Origin of the sequence: Moraxella lacunata, assembly GCF_002027545.1 — a bacterium.
GTDB classification, from domain to species: domain Bacteria; phylum Pseudomonadota; class Gammaproteobacteria; order Pseudomonadales; family Moraxellaceae; genus Moraxella; species Moraxella lacunata.
This window is the reverse complement of record NZ_MXAN01000012.1, coordinates 24,092-46,802: the sequence shown is the minus strand read 5'-3', so window position 1 is coordinate 46,802 and position 22,711 is coordinate 24,092. Positions and strand designations below refer to the sequence as shown.

Annotated in this window: 18 protein-coding genes and 1 pseudogene; 9 read left to right on the top strand and 10 right to left on the bottom strand. The window is 43.1% G+C overall.

Features of this window, described 5'->3' with window-relative positions:
• Positions 1 to 235: 235 nt before the first annotated feature.
• Positions 236 to 1,057: a hydroxyethylthiazole kinase gene (gene thiM, locus B5J94_RS02545; RefSeq protein ID WP_062498797.1), complete on the bottom strand. Its 822-nt coding sequence runs from the start codon at positions 1,055 to 1,057 to the stop codon at positions 236 to 238.
• A 190-nt stretch (positions 1,058 to 1,247) separates the two neighbouring features.
• Here thiM and B5J94_RS02540 point away from each other — a divergent pair, with 190 nt between their 5' ends.
• The 4 genes from B5J94_RS02540 (at position 1,248) to B5J94_RS02530 (ending at position 3,656) form a co-directional block, all read left to right on the top strand.
• On the top strand, positions 1,248 to 1,523 hold the full coding sequence (locus B5J94_RS02540) for a GNAT family N-acetyltransferase (protein WP_062498798.1): 276 nt from the start codon (positions 1,248 to 1,250) through the stop codon (positions 1,521 to 1,523).
• 159 nt (positions 1,524 to 1,682) lie between these two features.
• Complete coding sequence (locus B5J94_RS02535) at positions 1,683 to 1,985, top strand: 4a-hydroxytetrahydrobiopterin dehydratase (protein ID WP_062498799.1); 303 nt, start codon at positions 1,683 to 1,685, stop codon at positions 1,983 to 1,985.
• Between the two features lie 342 nt (positions 1,986 to 2,327).
• Positions 2,328 to 2,450, top strand: coding sequence for a hypothetical protein (locus B5J94_RS14915; protein ID WP_265734258.1), 123 nt, complete (start codon positions 2,328 to 2,330; stop codon positions 2,448 to 2,450).
• 96 nt (positions 2,451 to 2,546) lie between these two features.
• A complete protein-coding gene (locus tag B5J94_RS02530; protein WP_062501299.1) occupies positions 2,547 to 3,656 on the top strand; it encodes an AOC03_06830 family ribosome hibernation factor in 1,110 nt (369 codons plus the stop codon).
• A gap of 74 nt (positions 3,657 to 3,730) precedes the next feature.
• Here B5J94_RS02530 and B5J94_RS02525 read toward each other — a convergent pair whose 3' ends face one another.
• A complete protein-coding gene (locus B5J94_RS02525) occupies positions 3,731 to 4,594 on the bottom strand; it encodes a PhzF family phenazine biosynthesis protein (protein WP_062501300.1) in 864 nt (287 codons plus the stop codon).
• Between the two features lie 114 nt (positions 4,595 to 4,708).
• On the opposite strand from B5J94_RS02525, the gene B5J94_RS14655 reads away from it, so the two are divergent.
• The 4 genes from B5J94_RS14655 to tmk all read left to right on the top strand — a co-directional run bounded on the left by B5J94_RS14655 (position 4,709) and on the right by tmk (position 7,188).
• Positions 4,709 to 5,131, top strand: a complete 423-nt coding sequence (locus B5J94_RS14655) for a hypothetical protein (protein WP_228144504.1) — start codon at positions 4,709 to 4,711, stop codon at positions 5,129 to 5,131.
• Positions 5,049 to 5,789 carry an endolytic transglycosylase MltG gene (mltG, locus tag B5J94_RS02520; RefSeq protein ID WP_228144503.1) on the top strand — a complete coding sequence of 247 codons (741 nt, stop codon included), beginning with the start codon at positions 5,049 to 5,051 and terminating at the stop codon, positions 5,787 to 5,789. Before B5J94_RS14655 ends, mltG begins: the two co-directional genes overlap by 83 nt.
• A 488-nt stretch (positions 5,790 to 6,277) precedes the next feature.
• Positions 6,278 to 6,529: a hypothetical protein gene (locus B5J94_RS02510; RefSeq protein ID WP_143821884.1), complete on the top strand. Its 252-nt coding sequence runs from the start codon at positions 6,278 to 6,280 to the stop codon at positions 6,527 to 6,529.
• Between the two features lie 8 nt (positions 6,530 to 6,537).
• Positions 6,538 to 7,188, top strand: a complete 651-nt coding sequence (gene tmk / locus B5J94_RS02505) for a dTMP kinase (protein WP_062499349.1) — start codon at positions 6,538 to 6,540, stop codon at positions 7,186 to 7,188.
• Between the two features lie 189 nt (positions 7,189 to 7,377).
• Here tmk and B5J94_RS02500 read toward each other — a convergent pair whose 3' ends face one another.
• The 7 genes and pseudogenes from B5J94_RS02500 to B5J94_RS02470 form a co-directional block, all read right to left on the bottom strand.
• Entirely contained in the window at positions 7,378 to 9,012 is a 1,635-nt protein-coding gene (locus tag B5J94_RS02500; RefSeq protein WP_062499350.1) for a surface lipoprotein assembly modifier, read from the bottom strand.
• Position 9,013: 1 nt separating this feature from the next.
• Entirely contained in the window at positions 9,014 to 12,010 is a 2,997-nt protein-coding gene (locus B5J94_RS02495; protein ID WP_062499351.1) for a lactoferrin/transferrin family TonB-dependent receptor, read from the bottom strand.
• Between the two features lie 214 nt (positions 12,011 to 12,224).
• Complete coding sequence (locus B5J94_RS02490) at positions 12,225 to 14,840, bottom strand: transferrin-binding protein-like solute binding protein (RefSeq protein ID WP_062499352.1); 2,616 nt, start codon at positions 14,838 to 14,840, stop codon at positions 12,225 to 12,227.
• 429 nt (positions 14,841 to 15,269) lie between these two features.
• On the bottom strand, positions 15,270 to 15,671 hold the full coding sequence (locus B5J94_RS02485) for an ExbD/TolR family protein (RefSeq protein ID WP_062499354.1): 402 nt from the start codon (positions 15,669 to 15,671) through the stop codon (positions 15,270 to 15,272).
• Between the two features lie 11 nt (positions 15,672 to 15,682).
• Entirely contained in the window at positions 15,683 to 16,231 is a 549-nt protein-coding gene (locus tag B5J94_RS02480; protein ID WP_062499355.1) for a MotA/TolQ/ExbB proton channel family protein, read from the bottom strand.
• Between the two features lie 105 nt (positions 16,232 to 16,336).
• The gene (locus B5J94_RS02475) at positions 16,337 to 17,356 is read right to left on the bottom strand and encodes an energy transducer TonB (protein ID WP_062499356.1); all 1,020 of its coding nucleotides are present in this window, start codon (positions 17,354 to 17,356) and stop codon (positions 16,337 to 16,339) included.
• 127 nt (positions 17,357 to 17,483) lie between these two features.
• Positions 17,484 to 17,789 (bottom strand): annotated as a pseudogene (locus B5J94_RS02470) (IS982 family transposase); the annotation flags it as partial.
• Between the two features lie 761 nt (positions 17,790 to 18,550).
• Here B5J94_RS02470 and B5J94_RS02460 point away from each other — a divergent pair.
• Positions 18,551 to 21,772 carry a lactoferrin/transferrin family TonB-dependent receptor gene (locus B5J94_RS02460; protein WP_062499885.1) on the top strand — a complete coding sequence of 1,074 codons (3,222 nt, stop codon included), beginning with the start codon at positions 18,551 to 18,553 and terminating at the stop codon, positions 21,770 to 21,772.
• A gap of 152 nt (positions 21,773 to 21,924) precedes the next feature.
• Here B5J94_RS02460 and B5J94_RS02455 read toward each other — a convergent pair whose 3' ends face one another.
• On the bottom strand, positions 21,925 to 22,242 hold the full coding sequence (locus B5J94_RS02455; protein ID WP_062499883.1) for a PepSY domain-containing protein: 318 nt from the start codon (positions 22,240 to 22,242) through the stop codon (positions 21,925 to 21,927).
• Positions 22,243 to 22,711 lie beyond the last annotated feature (469 nt).

Sequence of the window (22,711 nt, the reverse complement as noted above, 5' to 3'; positions counted from 1 at the left end):
TTTTAAGGTTAAATTATATCGAATGATTAAAAAATCTAAAAACTGATGAATTATCATACCACGATGAGTGCCAAAAGTCGGTAATATTTTGGTAAATGGGTTTGGTGAAATGCCGTGGTTTTGTCTAGATACGGCTTTGATGAGTGATATTGTGATCAAAAATGCCATTTTAAAGATGATATCAAGCCATCTTATAATTTATCAATCACCTTAAGCATACTTTTACCACGTGCCATCACACCACGTCAAAGCGAGCATGCTTTTGTACATCCTGCTCGCTTATCTCGCCAAGTTTATCGATGAGTTTGGTATAAAACGTACCGCTTTGGCTCTCGCCCAGTCCATCACTGGCAAGCTCTCCGGCGATGGTATAAGTCAGTACAGCGTCTAGCACACCCAACAGCGTGTCGTCATGCACTGCTAAGAACGCCCCACATACTACCCCAAGCAGACAGCCCGAAGCGGTGATTTTGGGAAACAGGGGCGTGCCATTATGCACGGCGATGAGCTTATCGCCATCGCTGATGTAGTCGGTTGCTCCGCTTAGGGCGACCGTGGTTTGGTACTTTTGGGCACAAGTTTTGGCGATGTGAGCAAGCTGACTGCCATCGCCATGCCCTGCATCCACGCCACGAGATGACCACTCCACACCTGCCAGTTGTGCCATTTCGCCAGCATTACCACGAATGAGTGCGACTTTGACATTTGCCAAAATCTCATGGGTCACGTCTTGGCGATAACTGCTCGCCCCAACGCCCACAGGGTCAAGCACCACAGGTTTGCCAAGCTCATTCATCGCCTGCCCTGCTTCTATCATGGCTCGCACCTGTTCACGGCTTGGGGCACCTAGGTTTAGCGTCAGAGCATGGGTAATGCCGGCGAGCTGTCTCATCTCATCATATACCCCCGACATAATCGGCGATGCCCCAAGGGCAAGCAAGCCATTGGCACTAAAATGAGCAGAGACGATGTTGGTGATGTTATGAATCAGGGGGTTTTGGGTGCGGATTTGGGGCAGGCGAGAAGAGTAAAAATCAGTGGGGGCAGGGTAAGACATGACAATCCTTTATAATGGGTCAGCTGATGTGTGGTTCATCTTAAAAGTTTTTGGGGGCTTTGTCAATGTGCTGTGTATGGCAGGGCAATCTGTGGTAAGCATGTAAACAGACTTTCACTCCAATAAAATTTGTGTTAGCATAAGAGTGGTATTTTTAGCTTTTAACATCAACCATTTAAGGACGCACCCCATGACTGACATCATCCATAACCCTGCCACACAGCGTTTTGAAGTGACCATTGACGGACATACTGGCTTTTTAAGCTATGAAGTCATCGATGGCAATACACTAAACTACAACCACACCATCGTCCCCAAAGAGCTGGGCGGACGTGGACTGGGTACGGCATTGGTCAAGCACGCCTTGGATTATGCTCGTGATAATGACAAAAAAGTCGTGCCAAGCTGTTCCTTTGTGGCAAGCTACATTGACAGACGAGATGAATACCAATCGCTGTTGGCATGAGTACGATCCAATGCTTCTTATCATGATTGGGTAACAACTAAGTTGTGATAATCGTTTACAAAAATATTGGTAAATTTGCCAAAAATCTTGCCGAAATTTTGAAGATTTTGGTAAAATGGCTTGGTGTATTTTTATCTTTTACCTAACCAAAGGAACATCATGAGCAGTCTTACCGCAGACCAAGTCGCCTTACAATTAGAAAGATTGCAAGGCTGGGCATTAGATGGCAACAGCCTTGTCAAGACGTATGAATTTGCCAGTTTTGCTGACGTCATCGCCTTTACCACCCGTGTGGCGTTTTATTGTGAAGAGCTAGAACATTACCCTACGTGGGAGAATACCTATACTTTGCTCAAAGTACGCATTGGCGAGCTTGACCAATATGAAGTGCATGGGCGAGACATTCAGCTTGCCAAACGCATGGAAATGGCAAGAGGCGTGGTCTTTGATAAAAAAGATTAAAAATAAATTGCTTTGGAAAAATGGGTGTCATCGCCCATTTTTTTGTGTTTTTGATTTGTATTTTTAGGTTTAAAAACCGCTCTAAAAACCTGCCAACTCCCCATTATACATAAACTCCCTAGTCAAAGTAGGTATTTTTACAAAGACTTACAAGCTTTCTTATCAATCTTACACAGCAGATTTTTTGGCTACATTTTAACCATAAAACAGCACATTTTTTAACAGACAAACGCCCAAAAAACTCGCTACAATCATCATCAGATTTTAAATTTAGATTTTATAATCGGACGGTTAAATTTAATTAATTATGTGATTAGGGCGTGCCTTCCTTTGGTATTTGCAATGAAAAATGAGAAAAATCGTACGTTTTTCAAGGAAAAAACGCAGGCTGATAGTCATTCTATCAGACAAGTTTTTGACGAAGAAAAACAAGATTTAGCCATTTTTCATGCAAAAATTGATTAAAATTGTCCAATTTTCATCTTATTTTTATAAAAATGTTATCAATGTTCAACACGCCCTAATGATTAACCATTTAGCAATCAAATTAAGGAGTTTGTTATGAAAGCAACGTTAAAAGACCTAAAAGCCACCCGTGGCAACCCTGCTGTGAGTATCTTTGTCAAAACCCACCGCACCCACCCAGAAAATGAGCAAGACCACATTGCCCTAAAAAATCAACTAAAAGTTGCCGAAGAGCGTATCACAAACGAGCATGACAAACGCACAAGCGATGCCATCATGGAGCTTATCCATGCCAAGACGGACGAGCTTGACCATAATTATAACTTAGACACGCTTGCTATTTTTGCCAATGAAAATGAAGCCGAGATTTTGCGTTTGCCATTTGATGCCAAAGAGCGTGTGATTTTGGGCGAAAAGTTTGCCACCAGAGACTTGGTGCGTGATATGTCCGAAGCGGTGCATTATTATGTACTTGTGGTAACAAGCGAACACGCTCGCTTGATTGAAGCGACCAACGACCGTGTGGTCAAAGAAATCGGCGGTGAAAGCGAACGCCAATCGCAAATGAGCGAGCTGACTTTCCCAATCAACAACACCAGCCTGCCCACAGGTTCAAAAGCCGACCGTACAAGCTCATCAGATGACGACAGCTATCTAAAAGAGTTCATGAACCGTGTGGATAAGAGCATGCAGGAGTTTCGTAACATTGACCCATTGCCTGTAATTTTGGTGGGTGATAGCCGTACCTTGGGATTTTATAAGCAAGTTGTGGACAATGACAGCTTTATCATTGGCAAAGTTGACCACCTACCCAACCTAAAAGACGGACGTGCCGAAGACATCGTGGCAGGCGTGCAAGACGTGGTGGAGACTCAGCGTGCCACTCGCTATGAGACCGCCCAAGGCGACCTTGAAAAAGCCCGTAACGAGAAAATGGTACGCACCGATTTACAGCAAATCTACCGCTCAGCGGTCGAAGGCAATGCCGTCAAACTCCTAGTACGTCAAGGACACATCGTGCCTGCGACCATTGATGAGACTGCCTTGACTTTGCTTGTATCAGACGATGCCACAGCAGATGGCGTAACCGATGATGCGGTCAGTGAGATTATCGAGATAGTGAGCCACAACGGCGGTGAAGTGGTATTTGTCCCCAAAGACAAAATGGACGAAAAAGAGCCGATTGCTCTGATTACTCGCTACTAATTAGTATGTATCAAAGCACAAAAACCTGCCTACGGGCGGGTTTTTGGTTTTGGGAGAAATTTATTTGGCATTATTTAGGTCAAATAAAATTCGCCCCGCCCGACTTGCCTTACCTGTCCACCCATCTGTATGCCGTCATTAAGCCCCAAAAACAGACGGTTTGGGCGGTGTAGATGGTCGCCTTGATGAATGGTAAATTGTCTGTGGTTGGTGCCATTATCAAGCAGATACGCCCCCAAATTCACGCACGCCGAGCCTGTGCCACTGTCTTCTAAGATAATCCCATTTTGTTCAAAAAATAAGCGAACATGAATGGTATCATCATTCATGCACCACAGATATAGCGTGTGTTCAAGCGTTATGCCTTGGTTGATGGCAAGGGTTTTGTTATTATCAAAGATGTTTTTTAGACTTGTCAAACACACCTTGGCACGCTCTAACGCTTGTGTATCTTTGACTTGCAAAAGAAGCTGGCACACTCCTGCATTGACAAAATATGCCTTATCCGCCAACATCTCTTGGGGCAAGGCGGTCAAGGTGCTAAGGGCGTGGCGGTCTGTTTGGGCAGGGCAAAGGGCGTAACTGTTGGTGGTTAGCGTGGTGCAAGATGGCATATGGTTGAGATGAACGGCGCGAGTTTGTGTACTGATGTCAAGTGCTGACAAGCCGTGCGTTGTCGCCAAATACCACCCCGACCCAATGGTTGGGTGCCCTGCAAAGGGCATTTCAATACTTGGGGTGAAAATGCGAATGCGTGCGGTGCGGGCTTGTTTGTCAAAATGGGTGATAAACACCGTCTCATTGAGATTGAACTGGCAAGCGATGGCTTGCATGGTGGCGTCATCAAAATTGGCGTGGGGAAAGATTGCCAACGGATTGCCCCCAAAGGGCGTACCATCGGTAAAGACATTGGCAAGGATAAATGGGTGGGCGGTCATGGGTATGCTTATGAATTGTCCAATATAAAATTATCCTGTTAATTTTACAATAATCTTAAAAACTTTTGTGGTAATTTGCTACAATAAGCATAACTTTTCTCATCCAATGTTGCCATGCCAAACAAAAAATCTTCCAAAAAATCCCCCCTAAAATGGCTCACTCTGGCTGTCGTACTAGCCTTGATTGCCCTGTGGGGTGCCATCGTCTATGTAACCGCCTTTGCTAAGACCGACCGCCCCGCCCAGACTTTGACGGTGGATAAGGGCGACACTTATCATAGCCTACTTGTCAAGGACAAATGGCAGACCAGTCCGCTTGCGTCCAGCACCGCCACACGACTGTATCTTAGATTCCACGCCAAAGGCAACCTAGAAACAGGGACATACCAAATCCCACAGGGGGCAAGCCTTGCCGATGTGGTCAAGATTTTGGGGCAGGGGGGGGCAAGTTGCCATGATAAAGGTGCAAATCATCGAAGGCAAAACGGTCAAAGACCTATACCACACCCTAAAAACGACCGATGGGGTCAAGCTTGAATTGCTCACGCCGCTCCTGTCGGACGCTGATGGGTATTCGTGGGCGGACGTGGCACGAGACAACGCCAAAGTTGCCAAAGCCCTAGATATCAGTACGCCTAACGGCAATCTGGAAGGACAATTTGTCCCCAATACCTACTTTTTTAATCAAGGCACGTCCGACACCGCCATTTTAAAAAAACTGCACACCGACCAAATGGCGATACTTGATAAGGCATGGACACAGCGTGATGAGAACTTGCCCTACAAGACACCTTATGATGCCCTGATTATGGCAAGTATCATCGAGAAAGAAACGGGTATCACGTCCGAGCGTAATGATGTGTCAGCGGTGTTTGTCAATCGCTTACGTCAAGGCATGAAACTGCAAACCGACCCGACCATTATCTACGGGCTATTTGACCGCTATGACGGTAAGATTTATAAATCCAACATCGCCGAGCGAACCGATTACAACACCTATCAAATAGACGGCTTACCGCCCACGCCCATTGCCTTGCCGTCTGCCGAAGCCATACAGGCGAGTTTGCACCCGTCCGATGTGCCGTATATCTATTTTGTGGCGACAGGTAAGGGCGGGCATAAATTTAGCGTAACGCTTGCTGAGCATAATAAAGCGGTGGCGGAATATCGGGCGGTGATGGCGAGTAAGGAATAACAAGTTAAAATAATTAACCCATGAAACCCCAAACCATATTAAATAGTTTGTATCAGCATATTAAAAATACTGATGTATTATTAAATTATACTCATGTTTATTATTATGATGATATAATGAGCTGTATTCATATTACATACAATACGGATTATATGCTGTCCGAGTTTATTGTATGGGATACTTTTTGTTATTTAATGAACGTGATAGATTTGGTGAAAGACAGTCATGTGGTTAGTGAAAACAAGGGTTTTAAGGGTTTACATACTGTCATAAAAAAGTTTGATGAAGATCGTTGTTACAGTTAACAAATTTGAATTTTACTACGAAAACCGTTCACCCTGAGCTTGTCGAAGGGTCGGTTTCCGTTATGGTTCGACAGGCTCACCGCGAACGGAAACCGTAGTACTTTTTCATTTTGCAGAGTGTATATCAATAAATTATCAAGTTATCAGTATTTAAAACCTGTTAAAATCACTTGGCATCAAAATTTGCTTGCCGATATTAAAATTAAATCAAATAACCATCATATTTTATATAGTCAATATAACACAGAGATGACAACGTGGAGTTTGGTTTATTATTTTGATAAAACGCCTAATTATCAAAGCGTAATTAGTTATGGTAAAGTGATGTTTTTAATGCCAAATGCTCCCCATGAATTATTAAAAAGTGGTATGATTTTTAAATTCATTAACGCTGGGCGTGTATATGGCATTTGTGAAATTTTAGACAAACAATAAGGAAGATTATGACAATAAACAACCCCCAATTTATCACCTTTGAAGGTACCGAAGGCGTGGGCAAAACGACCGCCATAGATAACTTTTGCTGTGAGCTTGATAAACAGGGCATCTCTCACATCCGCACCCGTGAACCAGGGGGTAGCCTGCTTGCCGAAGCATTGCGTAAAATCCTACTAGACAACAAAACCCACATCAATGATGACACCGAGCTTTTACTCATGTTTACCGCACGAGCTGACCATTTGCACCGCACCATTTTGCCAGCACTCTCGGACGGCAAATGGGTCATTTGCGACCGTTTTTTTGACAGCACCGTGGCGTATCAAGGCTTTGGGCGGTTTGGGGGCGATGAGCGTGAACTTGCTAGGATTGAACGGCTCATAAATGACTTTATCCCAAAACAGCCTGATTTGACTTTTTGGCTGGATTTAGACCCTGCCATTGGCTTGGAGCGAGCAAGTCAGCGAAGTCAAGCAGATAGGTTTGAATGTGCAGGGCAAGGATTTTTTGACAAAACTTATCAAGGTTTTTTGTACCAATACCAAAAAAATCCCGAGCGTATCAAGCGAATCAATGCCAATCAAAGCCCTGATGGTGTAACAGATGAGATTATGCAGATTTTCAAGATTAGCCAAAAGCGGTTGCTCTTGCTTTGATATGCTTTAACGCTTAGCTCTGTTACTCTTGTGTCATCATGCTTGTTGATGGGGTGATGGTAATGGTAATGGGTTTTGTCTTTGCTTAAATGGGTTTTGATGGTATAAATAGTTGTCATCAAAGAAGCTTAATAATACCACAATACTCAAAAACCGCCAACCGCCTTAACCTACTCTTAGGCAATTGAGTTAAAACGACCGACTAAGCTCCAAATAAAAATTTTGTTTATTATGGCTATAAAGTGCTGGTAAATTACTGTTATTTTTACTGTAACGATAAGTCAGCTTTGGCGTTAATCCAAGCCAGCGAATGTCTTTGTGCCAAATGGAGGTTTGTAGGGTTAGGGTTTTATCTGTGCGATACACATCATCAGGATTGACCAGACGCAATAATTTACCATGATAACGCTCACGCTCAGCACTCACCCTACCTTGCACGGTCAGACCATTTGGTAATCTTTGCAACACCCCAAAATGTATCTTTGTGGCATGACTGCTTTTTGTTGCATCTTGCAGATGACTAAGCTGATACCCCACGCCCAAAGAATAACGACGATTTGGGCCATCTTGCAACAAAATGGTGTCATTCACATGATAACGCTTGCCATCATAACCTTGATAACGCTCGGCATAATTACCTTTTTCCATGCGTACAAAAAACGCATTTTGCCATTTATCATTGATCCGATGATGGCTACCAAACGCCACGCCCTGACTGTCTTTTCTGGGGGATAATCTGCCATGCTGCTGATTGGTGGCAAAAATACGCCCAACAAAAGGCACGACATCAACATAACCTTTTTGGTGGTCTTTTCTTAGCCCAGCATGAGCAAAAACCGCCAGTTCATTGTGGCTTTTGTCATCATAAAACTTACCATCAACATCTAGGGCTGTATAAATACTAATACCATGACTAAGTGGCGTGTATTTATTCACACCAAGCGATAAGGCAAGCCCATGAGCAGGTTTTGGGGCGTCTTTTTTAATGTTGGGCTGTGTGATGGTGGAGGCGGCATTGATATTGTCCAAATGCAGATAGTTGATGCCCAAATCCAAGCCCATTTTGTATTTTTTATGCAAATGGCGACTTTGCGACAGCACCCATCTTTGTTCTTTTTTGCTTAATTTTAAAAAGTGGGCATCGTCTTTGAGTTCATCTAGCACCATTTGGGCGTGTTTATCGTGCCTTTTGGTCAGAAGCAAAGAGGCAAGTTGTAATTTCACCGCCGTAAGCGTTGGCTCTTTGTTACTCAAATCGGTCAGCAGATTTAATGCCAATTTGGTATTACCATCACTTAGGGCAAGTTTGCTTTGGGCAAATAACAACAAAACATCATCTTGATAATCATCAGGCAGGCGGTCATAAAATGGCAATAACAAGCGTAATGTCGCCACATCATCTTGCACAATCGCTTGATGAAAGACATGATAAAATGCCTCTGGCTGGGCAAGTAAAAAATTGACATCTACGGTCGGTGGGGCAGATTGGTTCTCATTGCTCTGATTGACGGTCAAGGCATTGATGGGCAAGGTATTGATGGGCAAGGGGCTTTTATCACTCTTTAAGCCATCACTGGTAAAACCATCGCCTAAGCCACCTAAGCCATCTGGGCTATCCAAACTGTCCAAATCTTTACCCAAACTTTCATCTGATAAAGCATCAGCAGATGGCATCTCATGCGTGGGCGTATGAATGGGCGTATGATGGCTGTGGGCATACGCCTGTGCTGTTAATGTATCAACACAGAGCAATAACAGCAGCTGCTTTAAAAGTCTGTGCTTGACTTTTAAAGCAGGGTTGGTCTTTGATAAAAAACAGGTCATATTAAAACTTCATTTCAAGACTGGCAAAGTAACTGCGACCTGGTGCAATGTAACGGGTTGATTGGGTACTGCTTGCAGCTTCACTGGGCAGTTGGCGTGCCGCCTCCCATGTGGTGTAGCGGGTGTTTAACACATTGTTAATGCCAAGGCGGGCGGTGATGCTCTCAGTTGGGCTATAATAACCTGTCATGTCCATTAAAGTATAGGCTTTGGGTATTGTGTGCGTTAAAGTTTGTGTTTCTCTTTTGCCATTTCGGATTCTAAGGGCACTAAGCTCATTTTCATCTTTTTGTTTGCTGTGCGTTAAAGTTGTGCCAATGCCCCATACTTGACTTGGGTGGTCATAGTTTAGACCGACCACATAGCGTGCTGGGGTGATGGCGTCCCAAAAAGCAGGGCGAGCCTGATACCAACCATCGGCATCTTTGGGTGCAATGTAATCAAATTTCCCCAATTTGGTATGACCATAACCTAAGGTCATTTCAAGACCATCTGGCAGCTTTGATGTCATGGCATGCAAATCCAGTTTACCTTTGACGCTCACCCCTTTGATGGTTGCATTGTATAAGTTAGCAAATACCTCATCACTGGTTTTGGGCGTGGGTGGATTGCCAACACATTCATTGGAATCCAAATGAGCCTTACAATACTCTTGCTGGGCTTTGGTTAGGTTTGGTATGGCTTTATCTAACATGTCCTTGTAACGGCTTTTGAACATGCTCACCTCAATATCCCCCCAAGGGTGCTGATAGCGAAAGCCATATTCGTTGGTATTGGAAGTTTCAGGTTTGACATCAACCGCTCGTTTGGGGAAAGACACATCAGGGTCGTTTTTATGCTGGGCGGCAGTGCTGTTATAGTTGTATAACTCATAAAAACTTGGCGTACGAAAGCCTTTGGCAGTTTTATACAACAGGCTAAAATCAGGTGTCAGATGAACCGCCGCCCCAAAATTATAGCTCTTATTGGTGTAAGTTTTGTTGATGATGTTTGAATCGGTGCTGTGAATGCGTTGTTTGTCCAAGCGTCCACCAAAACTTAAATCCACATAATCATTTGGTGTATAAAGGTTGTTAATGCCCACATATTGGTTACTGCCATGAATGGGAGCGCGTTCACATTCATTGGCATTGCCACAGGCGTCTTTTTCTTCTAAGCGTCCAAGGCGATTTTTGACAATCCATGCCGCCCCTGATTGCTTAAATTTGGCTTGCTCCTGTGCTGTCAGCGTGCTTTCATCAATGATGGCATCGCCTTGGGTGGTGTCAATGATTGTGCGTCTGCGGTTGTTGGCACGAAATTGGCTTTTAACTTTATCTGCACCAGCCAACACCGTCAAATCGTGCTGACCCAGCAGGTCAAAATTAAAATCAAGTTTGCCTGTCAAACTGGTACGCCCTTCTTTATAATGGTAATTATTTTGATATTCATAATGCCCAATTTCACTGATGCCACAATTTAAATCCACCTTGGGATATTGGCTGCACGATTTTTTAATGTCATGGTTAATGATTTGGATATTTTGTTGATGTAGGTTTAATTTTGCTTGTTTAAACCATGGCGTGTCAGGCTTAAACTCAAAACCTAACCCATAGCGAGTTTTGCCATGCTCTTGGTTAAACACACTGCTTCTGGCATAAGCCAGTTTTGGAATGGGGGCGTCATTAGCCCCTGGTCTAAATGATGCTTGTGATGCGTCATTGGCATTTAGATACTCTTGATAATCATCGCAAAGGACAATAGAGCCACCATTGGCAGGCTTACCGTCATTGCCCAATCTTGCCCCATGATAACTACAATGACGCATATCACGAATGTTGTATGTTTGCTTGGTGTCTTCTAATAACAGTTTGCTGACCAGATTTGGGGTGATTTTGATGTTAAGGCGTGCCAAATACGAGTCTGAACGATAGTCCATGGGGTCAGGTAACAACCGATAAGTGCCTGTATAATCTTTGGCAGAGACAACCTCATGGGGGTGCATGGACGCCAAATATTGTGCTTTTTCAGCATCATTTAACTCAGAAAAATTGCGATTGCCGATGCCATCTGGCAGGGCTTTGGTGTAAACATAAGGGTATTGTACGCAGTTTTTTGGGTCATCACTTGCCAAACAGCTTTCGGTGATGTAGCTTGTGCCTGCAAACAGTTCGTTAGGCTTTCTTAAATCATATTTTTGTTGCCATGCACCCAAGCGATATAGGCTTTGGTTGATGCCATTTAGGTCGCTGTGTGCTTTGTTTTCTTTGCCTTTACGGCGAGTGTATTGCACCATCGCCTCCACACGCTCGGTTTTACCTGCCGCTGCCAGCGTCTGACTAAAATGGTCATTTTTGCTGTTATAAGTGGTTTTGCTTTGAGCGCCAAGATTGTTACCAGATTTTAAGACATCGCTCACATCTTTGGTATGAAACGCCACCGAACCGCCCAACGCACCAGAGCCTGCTTCTAGGGCATTACCGCCTTTATTGATGGCAACGGCGGAAATGTTTTCAATCTCTATCTCGTTCATCGCCCCAGAGCCTGCACCAGCTCGTTTGGTGGATTCATCTTTGTAGGATTGAATTTGGGCAATGCCATCTACGGTAATCCCCACTCGGTTTTTATCCACGCCATGAATGGCAAATCCACTACTGCCACCACGCCCCTGCTCAACCACACTCACCCCAGTTTCATAACGCACCAAATCACGAATGCCCTGCACTTGTTCTTTTGCCAGCGTGTCAGCGGTTTTGACTGTTTTGCCAAGCCCTGTTACATCGGTGTCAAACCGAGAAACAGGGGCAGATGGGGCGGCGGTTACTGTGATGGCATCTAAATAGACGACAGGTGTTTTTGTGTCTTTGGCATCAGAGTTGGCATCTGTCTGAGTGTTCTCTTGCGCCCAGACGGATAAGGGTAAAACTGCCACACCAAATAACGCCGCTTTGATGGCAAGGTTTAAGCGGTGCGTGGTCATGGTATGGACTGATGGTGTGTGTGTGATAGATTTTGACATAAAAAATCCTAAACTTTATTTTCTATTTTCTGGCGATGTTTTATCAAGATATTAGCCCAAGGCAAATCTGGTGTATTTATCCAAGAATTCGCCCAAGGCATTGTTTTAAGACATTGTTTCAAGACACCATTTCAAAGTGCTGTTTTAAGGCATTGCCAAGGGCGTCATCAACTGTTGGTCAAGCGACTAAACGACTAAACGATGATGGGGGGCGTTATTTGGTCTCTTTGACAGCCCCAAAGACAGCCCCTGCTTTTTCGGCGGTGTCATTGATGCCATCGCCTTTGTCATACTGTAACTGTCCTGCCAACTCTTCGCCATTTGTGCCAAAAAATTGCCCCTTAACATCAATGTCTTGAATATTGTATAAAAATCCGCCACTGCTGTTATTGCCAATCTCATGGCGATAATCGGACACATCGGCTTTGGCGGTAAAGGCTGTGCCATCAATCTTGCCATCTTTGATGTTAAAAACAATGTCGCCATTATTGTCATTGAGATTGCCTGTCAGGCTGTTGGTGTCAAAATCCACATCAAACTTAGCTTTATTTTTACCATCTAAGGAGAAGGTTTTTTCATAAGTAGGCTCGTTAATGGGCAAGTGCTTGTTGGCAAATTCAGGGCGAATATCACCTTTTTGATACACATTATCTGCACCATCATCATCGGCGTCTGCATCATCATCTTGGAGGCCAGCAGATGCGACCAAATCATCGTCATCTTCTTCTGGGGTAAAGTCTTCGGTTAACAGATAACCTTGATGACCTTTTGCCTTGATGATCTCTTCTTTATCGCTATAACCTTTATCCTTTTTTTGGGTAAGATAGCCTGCCCAAAGACCGTTGTAGGTGAATTGACCTGCCTTGGGCAGTGTGGTGCTGGTATCGGCCCTACCGCCTTGCACAAAATAACTGCGTGTTGGGGTTTGGTTGGCATCGTTATACAGCGTCTCGCCAAAACTGATGTGCTGATAGCTTTTGGCACGAATGGCGGTATACGGCTTACCACCTTTGGCTTCTTGTAACACGATGGTGGTAACTTGGTTGTCTTTATTTAGTTTGGCATCAGGGTATTTTTCTTTAATGGATTGGTTGGCTTTGACAGCATCGGCAGGGGCTAATTTATTAACACTGCTGGCTGATAGGTCATAATAGTTGCCATTAAAATAAAATTTATCATGTTGCCCAAAATAAGCTGGTACGGCTTGGGTACTGCTGCTGACTTTTTTGGTGAACTCTGCTTTTGGCTGACCCCAAGGATATTCATCATAGCGTTCATCACTGATAGGAATATCACCATCATAAATTTTCTCATTCACCGCATCATTTAACTTTGCTTTATCAATGATTTTACCAATCGTTTCATTATCCACAAAACTGGTGTTGGGTTTTTCAAAGCCTGCACTAAAATACACCGTTTTTGTGGCGACAGGTTTGGCCGTTTTGTCTCGTTTGCCACCAAAGACCACATAAGATGCGTTGTCATTGGATAAAAATTTACCCGCCAGCTCATCGCCCGACTTACCATAAAACCCGCCTTCTAGCGTGTCTGAGTTGGGGTTTGGGTTGTTTGGGTTGGCAGCATCAGAGAACAGCTCTTTGATAAAAGGTGCGGTTTGTGTGTTTTCGTTAACCAAAGATTTGGCTGTACCGACAAAGCGGTTGCCTTTGATTTTGGCATCAATTTGATACACATCGGTTTCATTGACTTTTTTGGTAGTGTCAAATTGGCTTTTAATATAGTCGCCTTTATCATTTTGCTGATTGGGATTATCATAATAAGACAGCTTGCCTGTTAATGAGTTTGTGTCAAAATCCACCTGATAAGTGGCAGGCGTGTGCTTATATTGAAAGCCGTTTAGATAAATGTGGGCGGCACTGACGACATCGCCCTCGTTGGCCTTGCCACTGGCATTGAGATAGACCCCCACTCGATCATCTGCTGCTGAAAGGGCGGGGCGTTTTTTGACATCACTTAGGTACAGCCAGTTGCCTGTGTAGTTAAATTTACCAGCACTGGGCAACTGGCTGCTGGCGTTTTCTCCATGATAAAACAAAATGGGCATGGGTTTGGGAATGCGGTCTTGGTCATTTTGAGTATCGGCATTTTTTTGGGTCAGGCTGCTGCCTTGTAGTTCAAGATACCCAAAACGGATATTTTCATAAGCATCGGCGGGCTTTTTGGCTTTGGCATTATCAGCTTGCTGATGATTGATGTGAGTGTTGTTGTTGGACGGTGTTGTTAAGTTGCCATAACCATACACTTTAATGGTGTTTATCTTTTGGGGGTCAAAACGATGGCGTTCACTGTCTAAGTGCAAATCAGACAATGCAGGGAATTTGTTAAAATACAAGGGTTTGATGTCATTGGCGGTGATGGGCTGACGCAAGTTTTTACCTGCTCCGATGCCATCTGGGCGATGGGCATCAATACCAACATATAATTTGCCTAGCCACTGCTGTATCAAATCATCGCTATAATCTGGGTCATTTTTTGGGCTGGTATCACGAATCTTACCCATCACAAAAAACCCTGCGGCGGCGGCGGTCTTTTGTGATTGTGTCAGTTGGTTGTTATCGCCATTTGGGTCAGTTGTGCTGGTGTTGTTATCCGTGTTGTTGCCCTGATTGTTGGCATTATTGGTGTTGTCATGACCTGTGTTCGGTGTTGGTAAAACTGTGCCTTGGGGCAGTTGGGTAACATTGGGTGCATTGGCACTGATGTCATCAGAGCGGCAGCCTGTCATCAGAGCGGCAGCAAAAATACTGGCGATGGCAAGACTAAGGGTGTGTTTTTGGTAGAAAATGTGGGGGGCTTTGACAGTACTCATGGTGATGTCTCGTTTGGTGTGTTATGAAGACCGCTTTACTAAATCAGCCCAAGCATCCACCACGAAGAAAAGTGCAATCAACTCCCATAAACACATAACAAGGCAAAAAGCACAATCAGCCGATGCTGTTATGCTAAGCTTGCTGTCAATCAGACAATCCGCTCACCGTTTGGTAATTGTTAAGATGGGGGATGAAGTTTAGCAATGGATATCTTGGCACTAATGATAATTAGTATCATATAATAACATAAAAATTTACAATCTAGCAAGTTATTTTCTGATATTTTTCTGTGACAATATTAATGGTGTAATAAGATTTTTTGGTAAGATAAATCTTTATGGTTGATAATTTATGGTTGATAAGTAGAATGATGGGCAATAATTAGGGTGTGTTGAACCAATGCTCAACACACCCCAAATCAAATCCATCTATTCGCTGACAAAAGCGATTTTGCCCAGTCCTGCTTTTGATGCCTCAGCCAAAACCTGTGCGACGGTGTCGTATTTACCCTCTTTATCAGCACGCAAATTAATTTGAGGGTTTTTGCCTGCATTAACCTGCTCGGTGAAACGCTGACTTAGCTCATCTAAGCTCAGTGCTTCACGGTCCCAATAAATCCCCCCTGCCTCATCAATGCTAATTTGTAAGACCTCAGGCGGTGCATCATTCACCGATGCCGAAGTTTTTGGTAAATCAAGCGGTACACTTGGGTTTAGCACCGTTGCTGTTACCAAAAAAATAATCATCAAAACCAACATGATGTCAATCAGCGGAATAAGGTTCATCTCATTCATGCCGTTATTGTCATGATCACCCAATTCAAAAGCCATCAGAATCTCCTTTATCGTACAATCTTAGACAGAATTTGATGGGCTGTATCAGTTGCCAGATGAATCGCTTGCTTGTTGATGCGTGTGGCAATGTTATAAAAGATCACCGCAGGTATTGCAACCGCCAAACCCAAACCTGTCATAATCAATGCCTCGCCCACAGGCCCTGCCACTTGTGCCAAGCCTGCTTGACCTGTTGCACCGATGCTATGAAGGGCATGAAAAATCCCCCAAACTGTACCAAACAGCCCAATAAAAGGTGCGATGGAAGCTGTTGTGCCAAGAACGGGCAGACCTTTTTCAAGTTCATAACGATGACGAGCGATTTGTTGGAGCAGTTTTTGCTCTGTTGCCATCTTGCGTTGGTCAAATGGCAAATCATCCAAGTTTTGGATATTGATTTGGGAGGTTAGCTCATCAACAATATTTGCTGTGCGACGCCGAGAGTTAATCACACGCATGATGCCCACAACCCAAGATGTCATTGATAAAGCCAATAAGACAAAAAACAGTGTCTTACTCACCGCATCGGTATGCGACCAATAAAATCCAAAATCCATAAATTCACCTCAAATTTTCAAAACCTAATCAAATGACCAAATATCTGGGCAACTCAACTAAGTTATCATAAGAATTATTGCTAAAAATCAGTTAAAACCACAAAATTAGTTGGTACATGACTCATCTTTTGGTAGTTTTAACGTAATCGGATAAATTGCAGTGCCAACACGTGTGATGTTACCCTCTCTAAACGGATGCAGGCGACCACGACCGATTTGACGGATAATCTGTCGGTCTAATTTGGCATCGCCTGTTGAGCCATTTAAATTGACATTAGAGATTTTACCCTCAGCATCAACACGGAAACTCACTTGAAGCGTGGTGTCAATATCACTTCTTGCTGAACAAAAATTATTCACTCTGGGCTTGGTTTTCCAGCTGGCATTACTGATATTAATACCACCTTCCACGGTCTGATTTTGGGCAGGCTGACCGCCCCCATGATTGCCTGCTTTTTTGGCGGCATCAGCCGCCGCTTGGGCGGCCGCTTGTCTTGCAGCAGCCGCTTGGGCTTCTTTTTGTGCTTGTTCTCTGGCTCTGCGTTCGTTGTCAAGTCGCTCCTGCTCACGTCTTGCGTTTTCTAAGCGTTCTTGTTCTAGCCGTTCTTGTTCAAGTCGCTCTTGTTCTCTGCGTTCATTTTCAAGGCGTTCTTGTTCAAGTCGCTCTTGTTCTTGAATTTTGGCCAATTGTTTTTGCTGGGCAACCCAAGCCTCTTGAAGTCTTTGTTGTTCTAAGATGGCTTCTACATCAATCTCGGGCTCAGGTTCAGGCTCGGGCAATGGCTCAGGTTCAGGAATCGGTTCAGGCTCGGGCAATGGCTCAGGTTTGGGTGGCGGTTCAGAAATGGGTTCAGGCGGTTCAACAACCTCAGGAGTAGCAACCTCTGGCTCTACAACAGGCTCTGGCGTAACAACAGGTTCGCCTGGTGGTTCGGGCGATTCAAGGTCATTAAGTGCGATGGGTTCAGGCACTGATTCTTTGATGAATTCAATCTCTAAGGGCGGCGTTACAGGTGGTGGTGTTATTGGTTTTATGGTCATATTCGCCAATCCAAAACCTACCAATCCATGCAAGACAGCTGCGATAGAGATAGCCAACACTTTGATTTTTTTGGAATTATCCACTTAAAACACCCATAAACAACTAAATGTAGCACATCTATTTATAGAAAATTAAAAATATTAACGATTATCATTTGTTATATTATAAATAATTTGATTATAAATTGCAACATTTTGGTAAAATTTATTTCACCAAAAAAGCACCAAGCACGCTCATCATCTTATCCTTAATCCAAACCAAGTTAGCACAGTGTTTGGCAAAGTTTAGGTAGGAGCCTAATTTAGGGAGATAGTGAGTGTAATGATTGGTAAAATAAGCCCAAATGCCTTTGTCTGTATAAAGACCTAAGCACTCTCCAACAAGCTCCATGGTAATGATTTTTGCATCAGATAAAGCATGAGTAAAACCTTTGCCTCTTAAAGGTTTGGTTACAATATTTTGATACAAAGTCTCTACCAAAAGATAGGCAACAATGATAAAATCATCATACGACATGGCTTGCTCTGATTGTTTTGTGGTGAAACTTAGGATTGGGCTATGTCGTTTTTGTTTCAAGGGGCTTGGGTGAGTTTAGTTGAGAGTGGAGTTACGAGTAGGTCATGGTATTTAGAATCCCTATTTAACGGATGTTAGGGTATTGTAGCATATTTGGGGTTTGTGGGGTGTACCTACTTTCCATGACGGACGATAAGGATGCGGTTATCAAGGTTGGTAATCTGTACTAGGGCGTGCCTGCCCTTTATAACACTATTTGCAATATAGAAATATTTTAGAGATAAACTAATCGTTTTTGCATGAAAAATGGCTAAATCTTGTGACTCGAAGTCAAAAGCTCGTTTGATAGAACGACTATCAAACGAGCTTTTTCCTTGAAAAGCGTGCGATTTTTCGTGATTTTCATTGCAAATACAAAAGGCAGGCATGCCCTATTTTGTTAATAAAAACATTTGTATTATCTCATATAGAGTTGATGTTAATGGTTTGTATTATTCCTTGTTTATCACTTGCATTTGTATGATGCTTTGTATTATAATTTTACTTATTTTTACAAACTTTAAACCAAAATAACCAAAATCAAAAATTAATCACTCTGGTTGGGTGGTTTTTATCAAGCAAATGGTTATTTTGGTAAAAAATAAGTTTTCAAAGACGATACACTTCATACACATTTTTGGCATCTTCAATTTGATGCCTGCCTTGTGATTGATTGGGGTGTATCGGTGTGTCAAAGTGCAAAAGCCAACAGGTGGTCATTGATGAATCAATCAAAACAAAACAACAAATCCAAAAAGTCCAAACAAGTATTAAAACTTAGTGCCTTGTCTTTGGGTCTGCTTAACATCACGCAGGTGGCACTGGCAAACACAACGGCCGATAAGGCGGAGGCAACAGATAAGACAAACCTTGTTGTTGTCTTGGATGAAACTGTTGTAACAGCGAAGAAAAACGCTCGTAAAGCCAACGAAGTTACAGGGCTTGGCAAGGTGGTCAAAACTGCCGAGACCATCAATAAAGAACAAGTGCTAAACATTCGAGACTTAACACGCTATGACCCTGGCATTGCTGTGGTTGAGCAAGGTCGTGGGGCAAGCTCGGGCTATTCTATTCGTGGTATGGATAAAAATCGTGTGGCGGTATTGGTTGATGGCATCAATCAAGCCCAGCACTATGCCCTACAAGGCCCTGTGGCAGGCAAAAATTATGCCGCAGGTGGGGCAATCAACGAAATAGAATACGAAAATGTCCGCTCCATTGAGATTAGTAAAGGTGCAAATTCAAGTGAACATGGCTCTGGGGCATTATCTGGCTCTGTGGCATTTGTTACCAAAACTGCCGATGACATCATCAAAGATGGTAAAGATTGGGGCGTGCAGACCAAAACCGCCTATGCCAGTAAAAATAACGCATGGGTTAATTCTGTGGCAGCAGCAGGCAAGGCAGGTTCTTTTAGCGGTCTTGTCATCTACACCGACCGCCGTGGTCAAGAATACAAGGCACATGATGATGCCTATCAGGGCAGCCAAAGTTTTGATAGAGCGGTGGCAACCACTGACCCAAATAACCGCACATTTTTAATGGCAAATGAATGTGCCAATGGTGATTATGAAGCGTGTGCCGCTGGCGGTCAAACCAAACTCCAAGCCAAGCCAACCAATGTGCGTGATAAGGTAAATGTCAAAGATTATACAGGCCCTAACCGCCTTATCCCAAACCCACTCACCCAAGACAGCAAATCCTTGCTACTTCGCCCAGGTTATCAGCTAAACGATAAGCACTATGTCGGTGGTGTGTATGAAATCACCAAACAAAACTATGCCATGCAAGATAAAACCGTGCCTGCTTATCTGACGGTTCATGACATTGAAAAATCAAGGCTCAGCAACCATGCCCAAGCCAATGGCTATTATCAAGGCAATAACTTTGGTGAACGCATTCGTGATGCCATTGGGCCAAATTCAGGTTATGGCATCAACTATGCTCATGGCGTATTTTATGACGAAAAACACCAAAAAGACCGCCTAGGGCTTGAATATGTTTATGACAGCAAAGGTGAAAATCAATGGTTTGATGATGTGCGTGTGTCTTATGACAAGCAAGACATTACGCTACGTAGCCAGCTGACCAACACGCACTGTTCAACCTATCCGCACATTGACAAAAATTGTACGCCTGATGTCAATAAACCTTTTTCGGTAAAAGAGGTGGACAACAATGCCTACAAAGAACAGCACAATTTAATCAAAGCCATCTTTAACAAAAAAATGGCGTTGGGCAGTACGCATCATCACATCAATCTGCAAGTTGGCTATGATAAATTCAATTCAAGCCTTAGCCGTGAAGATTATCGTTTGGCAACCCATCAATCTTATCAAAAACTTGATTACACCCCACCAAGTAACCCTTTGCCAGATAGATTTAAGCCGATTTTAGGTTCAGACAACAGACCCATTTGCCTTGATGCTCATGGTTATGGCAGTACCCATAACCATGCTTGTAACACCAACAACAGCACTTATCAAAACTTTGCCATCAAGCAAGGCATAGAGCAATACAACCAAACCAATGCCAATAAGATTGATTATCAAGCCGTCATTGACCAATATGATAAACAAAACCCCAACAGTACCCTAAAACCCTTTGAGAAAATCAAACAAAGTTTGGGGGAAGAAAAATACAACGATATAGACAGACTGGGCTTTGATGCTTATGCAAAGCTACGCAAAGAATGGGCGGATTGGAGCAATAACAACAGCCGACAAAATGCCAATAAAGGCACGGATAATATCTATCAGCCAAATCAAGCGACTGTGGTCAAAGATGATAAATGCAAATATAGCGAGACCAACAGCTATGCTGATTGCTCAACCACTCGCCACATCAGTGGTAATAATTATTTCATCGCTTTAAAAGACAACATGACCATTAATAAATATGTTGATTTGGGGTTGGGTGCTCGCTATGACAGAATCAAACACAAATCTGATGTGCCTTTGGTGGACAACAGTGCCAGCAACCAGCTGTCTTGGAATTTTGGCGTGGTGGTTAAGCCCACCAACTGGCTGGACATCGCTTATAGAAGCTCGCAAGGCTTTCGCATGCCAAGCTTTTCTGAAATGTATGGCGAACGCTTTGGCGTAACCATCGGTAAAGGCACGCAACATGGCTGTAAGGGTCTTTGGTACATTTGTCAGCAGACTGTCCATCAAACCAAGCTAAAACCTGAAAAATCCTTTAACCAAGAAATCGGAGCGACTTTATATAACCACTTAGGCAGCCTTGAGATTAGTTATTTTAAAAATCGCTATACTGATTTGATTGTTGGTAAAAGTGAAGAGATTAGAACCCTAACCCAAGGTGCTGATGCAGGCAAACAGCGTGGTAAAGGTGATTTGGGCTTTCATAATGGACAAGATGCTGATTTGACAGGCATTAACATTCTTGGCAGACTTGACCTAAACGCTGTCAATAGTCGCATTCCCTATGGACTATACTCAACACTGGCTTATAACAAAGTTGATGTTAAAGGAAAAACCTTAAACCCAACTTTGGCAGGAACAAACATGCTGTTTGATGCCATTCAGCCATCTCGTTATGTGGTGGGGATCGGCTATGATGCCCCAAGCCAAAAATGGGGAGCAAACGCCATGTTTACCCATTCTGATGCCAAAAATCCAAGCGAGATTGTGGCAGATAAGAACTTAGGTAATGGCAACATTCAAACAAAACAAGCCACCAAAGCAAAATCCACGCCGTGGCGAACACTTGATTTGTCAGGTTATGTGAACATAAAAGATAACTTTACCTTGCGTGCTGGCGTGTATAATGTATTTGATACCTATTACACCACTTGGGAAGCTCTACGCCAAACATCAGAAGGGGCGGTCAATCAGCATACAGGACTGAGCCAAGATAAGCATTATGGTCGCTATGCCGCTCCTGGACGCAATTACCAATTGGCACTTGAAATGAAGTTTTAACCTGCACTTTTAATCAGTGGTTTGGATGTGATTTTGGCATGCCAAACCCCAATCAACCAATGAATAAAGCCCCCATTTACCATGAGGGCTTTATTCTATCATCGCTAAGTGATGCTCTTAGCGGTCATCACTCATGATTAGTAATTAATTTATTAGTAATCACGCTGCTCTTTTAGGATGTTAAGTGATGGGTATTCAAGAACGATGTCATACTCAGCACCGTTTTTATAGGCTTCTACTTCAAAGACAGGCTTGCCCAAATAATCATCAACTTCAATCTTGGCAACTTGATAGCCACGAGAAGACAACATTTGCATGGCTTTTTGACGATTTTGGTTAAAATTGCTGTCGCCATAAGCTTGTGCTTTAATACGGTCGTTAGCAACTGCGGTGGTAGAGAAGCCAATGGCAGGCAACAAAACAGCAGCACTTAACACGCCAGCCAATAGTTTATTGGTTAAATTTTTCATAGTAGTTTCCTGATTATTATCATTGTAATTCATGTTTATCGTTATAAACAATCGTTATAAATAGTTATAAAAAACCGTTATAAATAACTGTGTCGTGATAACCATCAATCACAAATGGGTTAAATGCCTTTTGTCCGATGGCAAATAGGCACAACGCTCTGTTTGTTCTATGATGATGACTTTGTTAATCTCAATGCTTGTTTGATTTGAGTGTCATAATCATAGTGTGCAAACAGGTTTCGTATTTTACGGATATTTATCCAGATGTCTGTGGTATTTCATAGATGATTTGTAAAATAATTGTCAATAATTATTATCAATTGTAAACTTGTGGCTAATGATGGACAAAACCATGAACAACTTTTTCATCAGATACTAGTTTTTGACAAAATAATCATTATTATTCACATTTTTATTTTTAAATACCATAAAAAATGGTAAAATATGCTCGCTTTTTTGATAGGAGCTG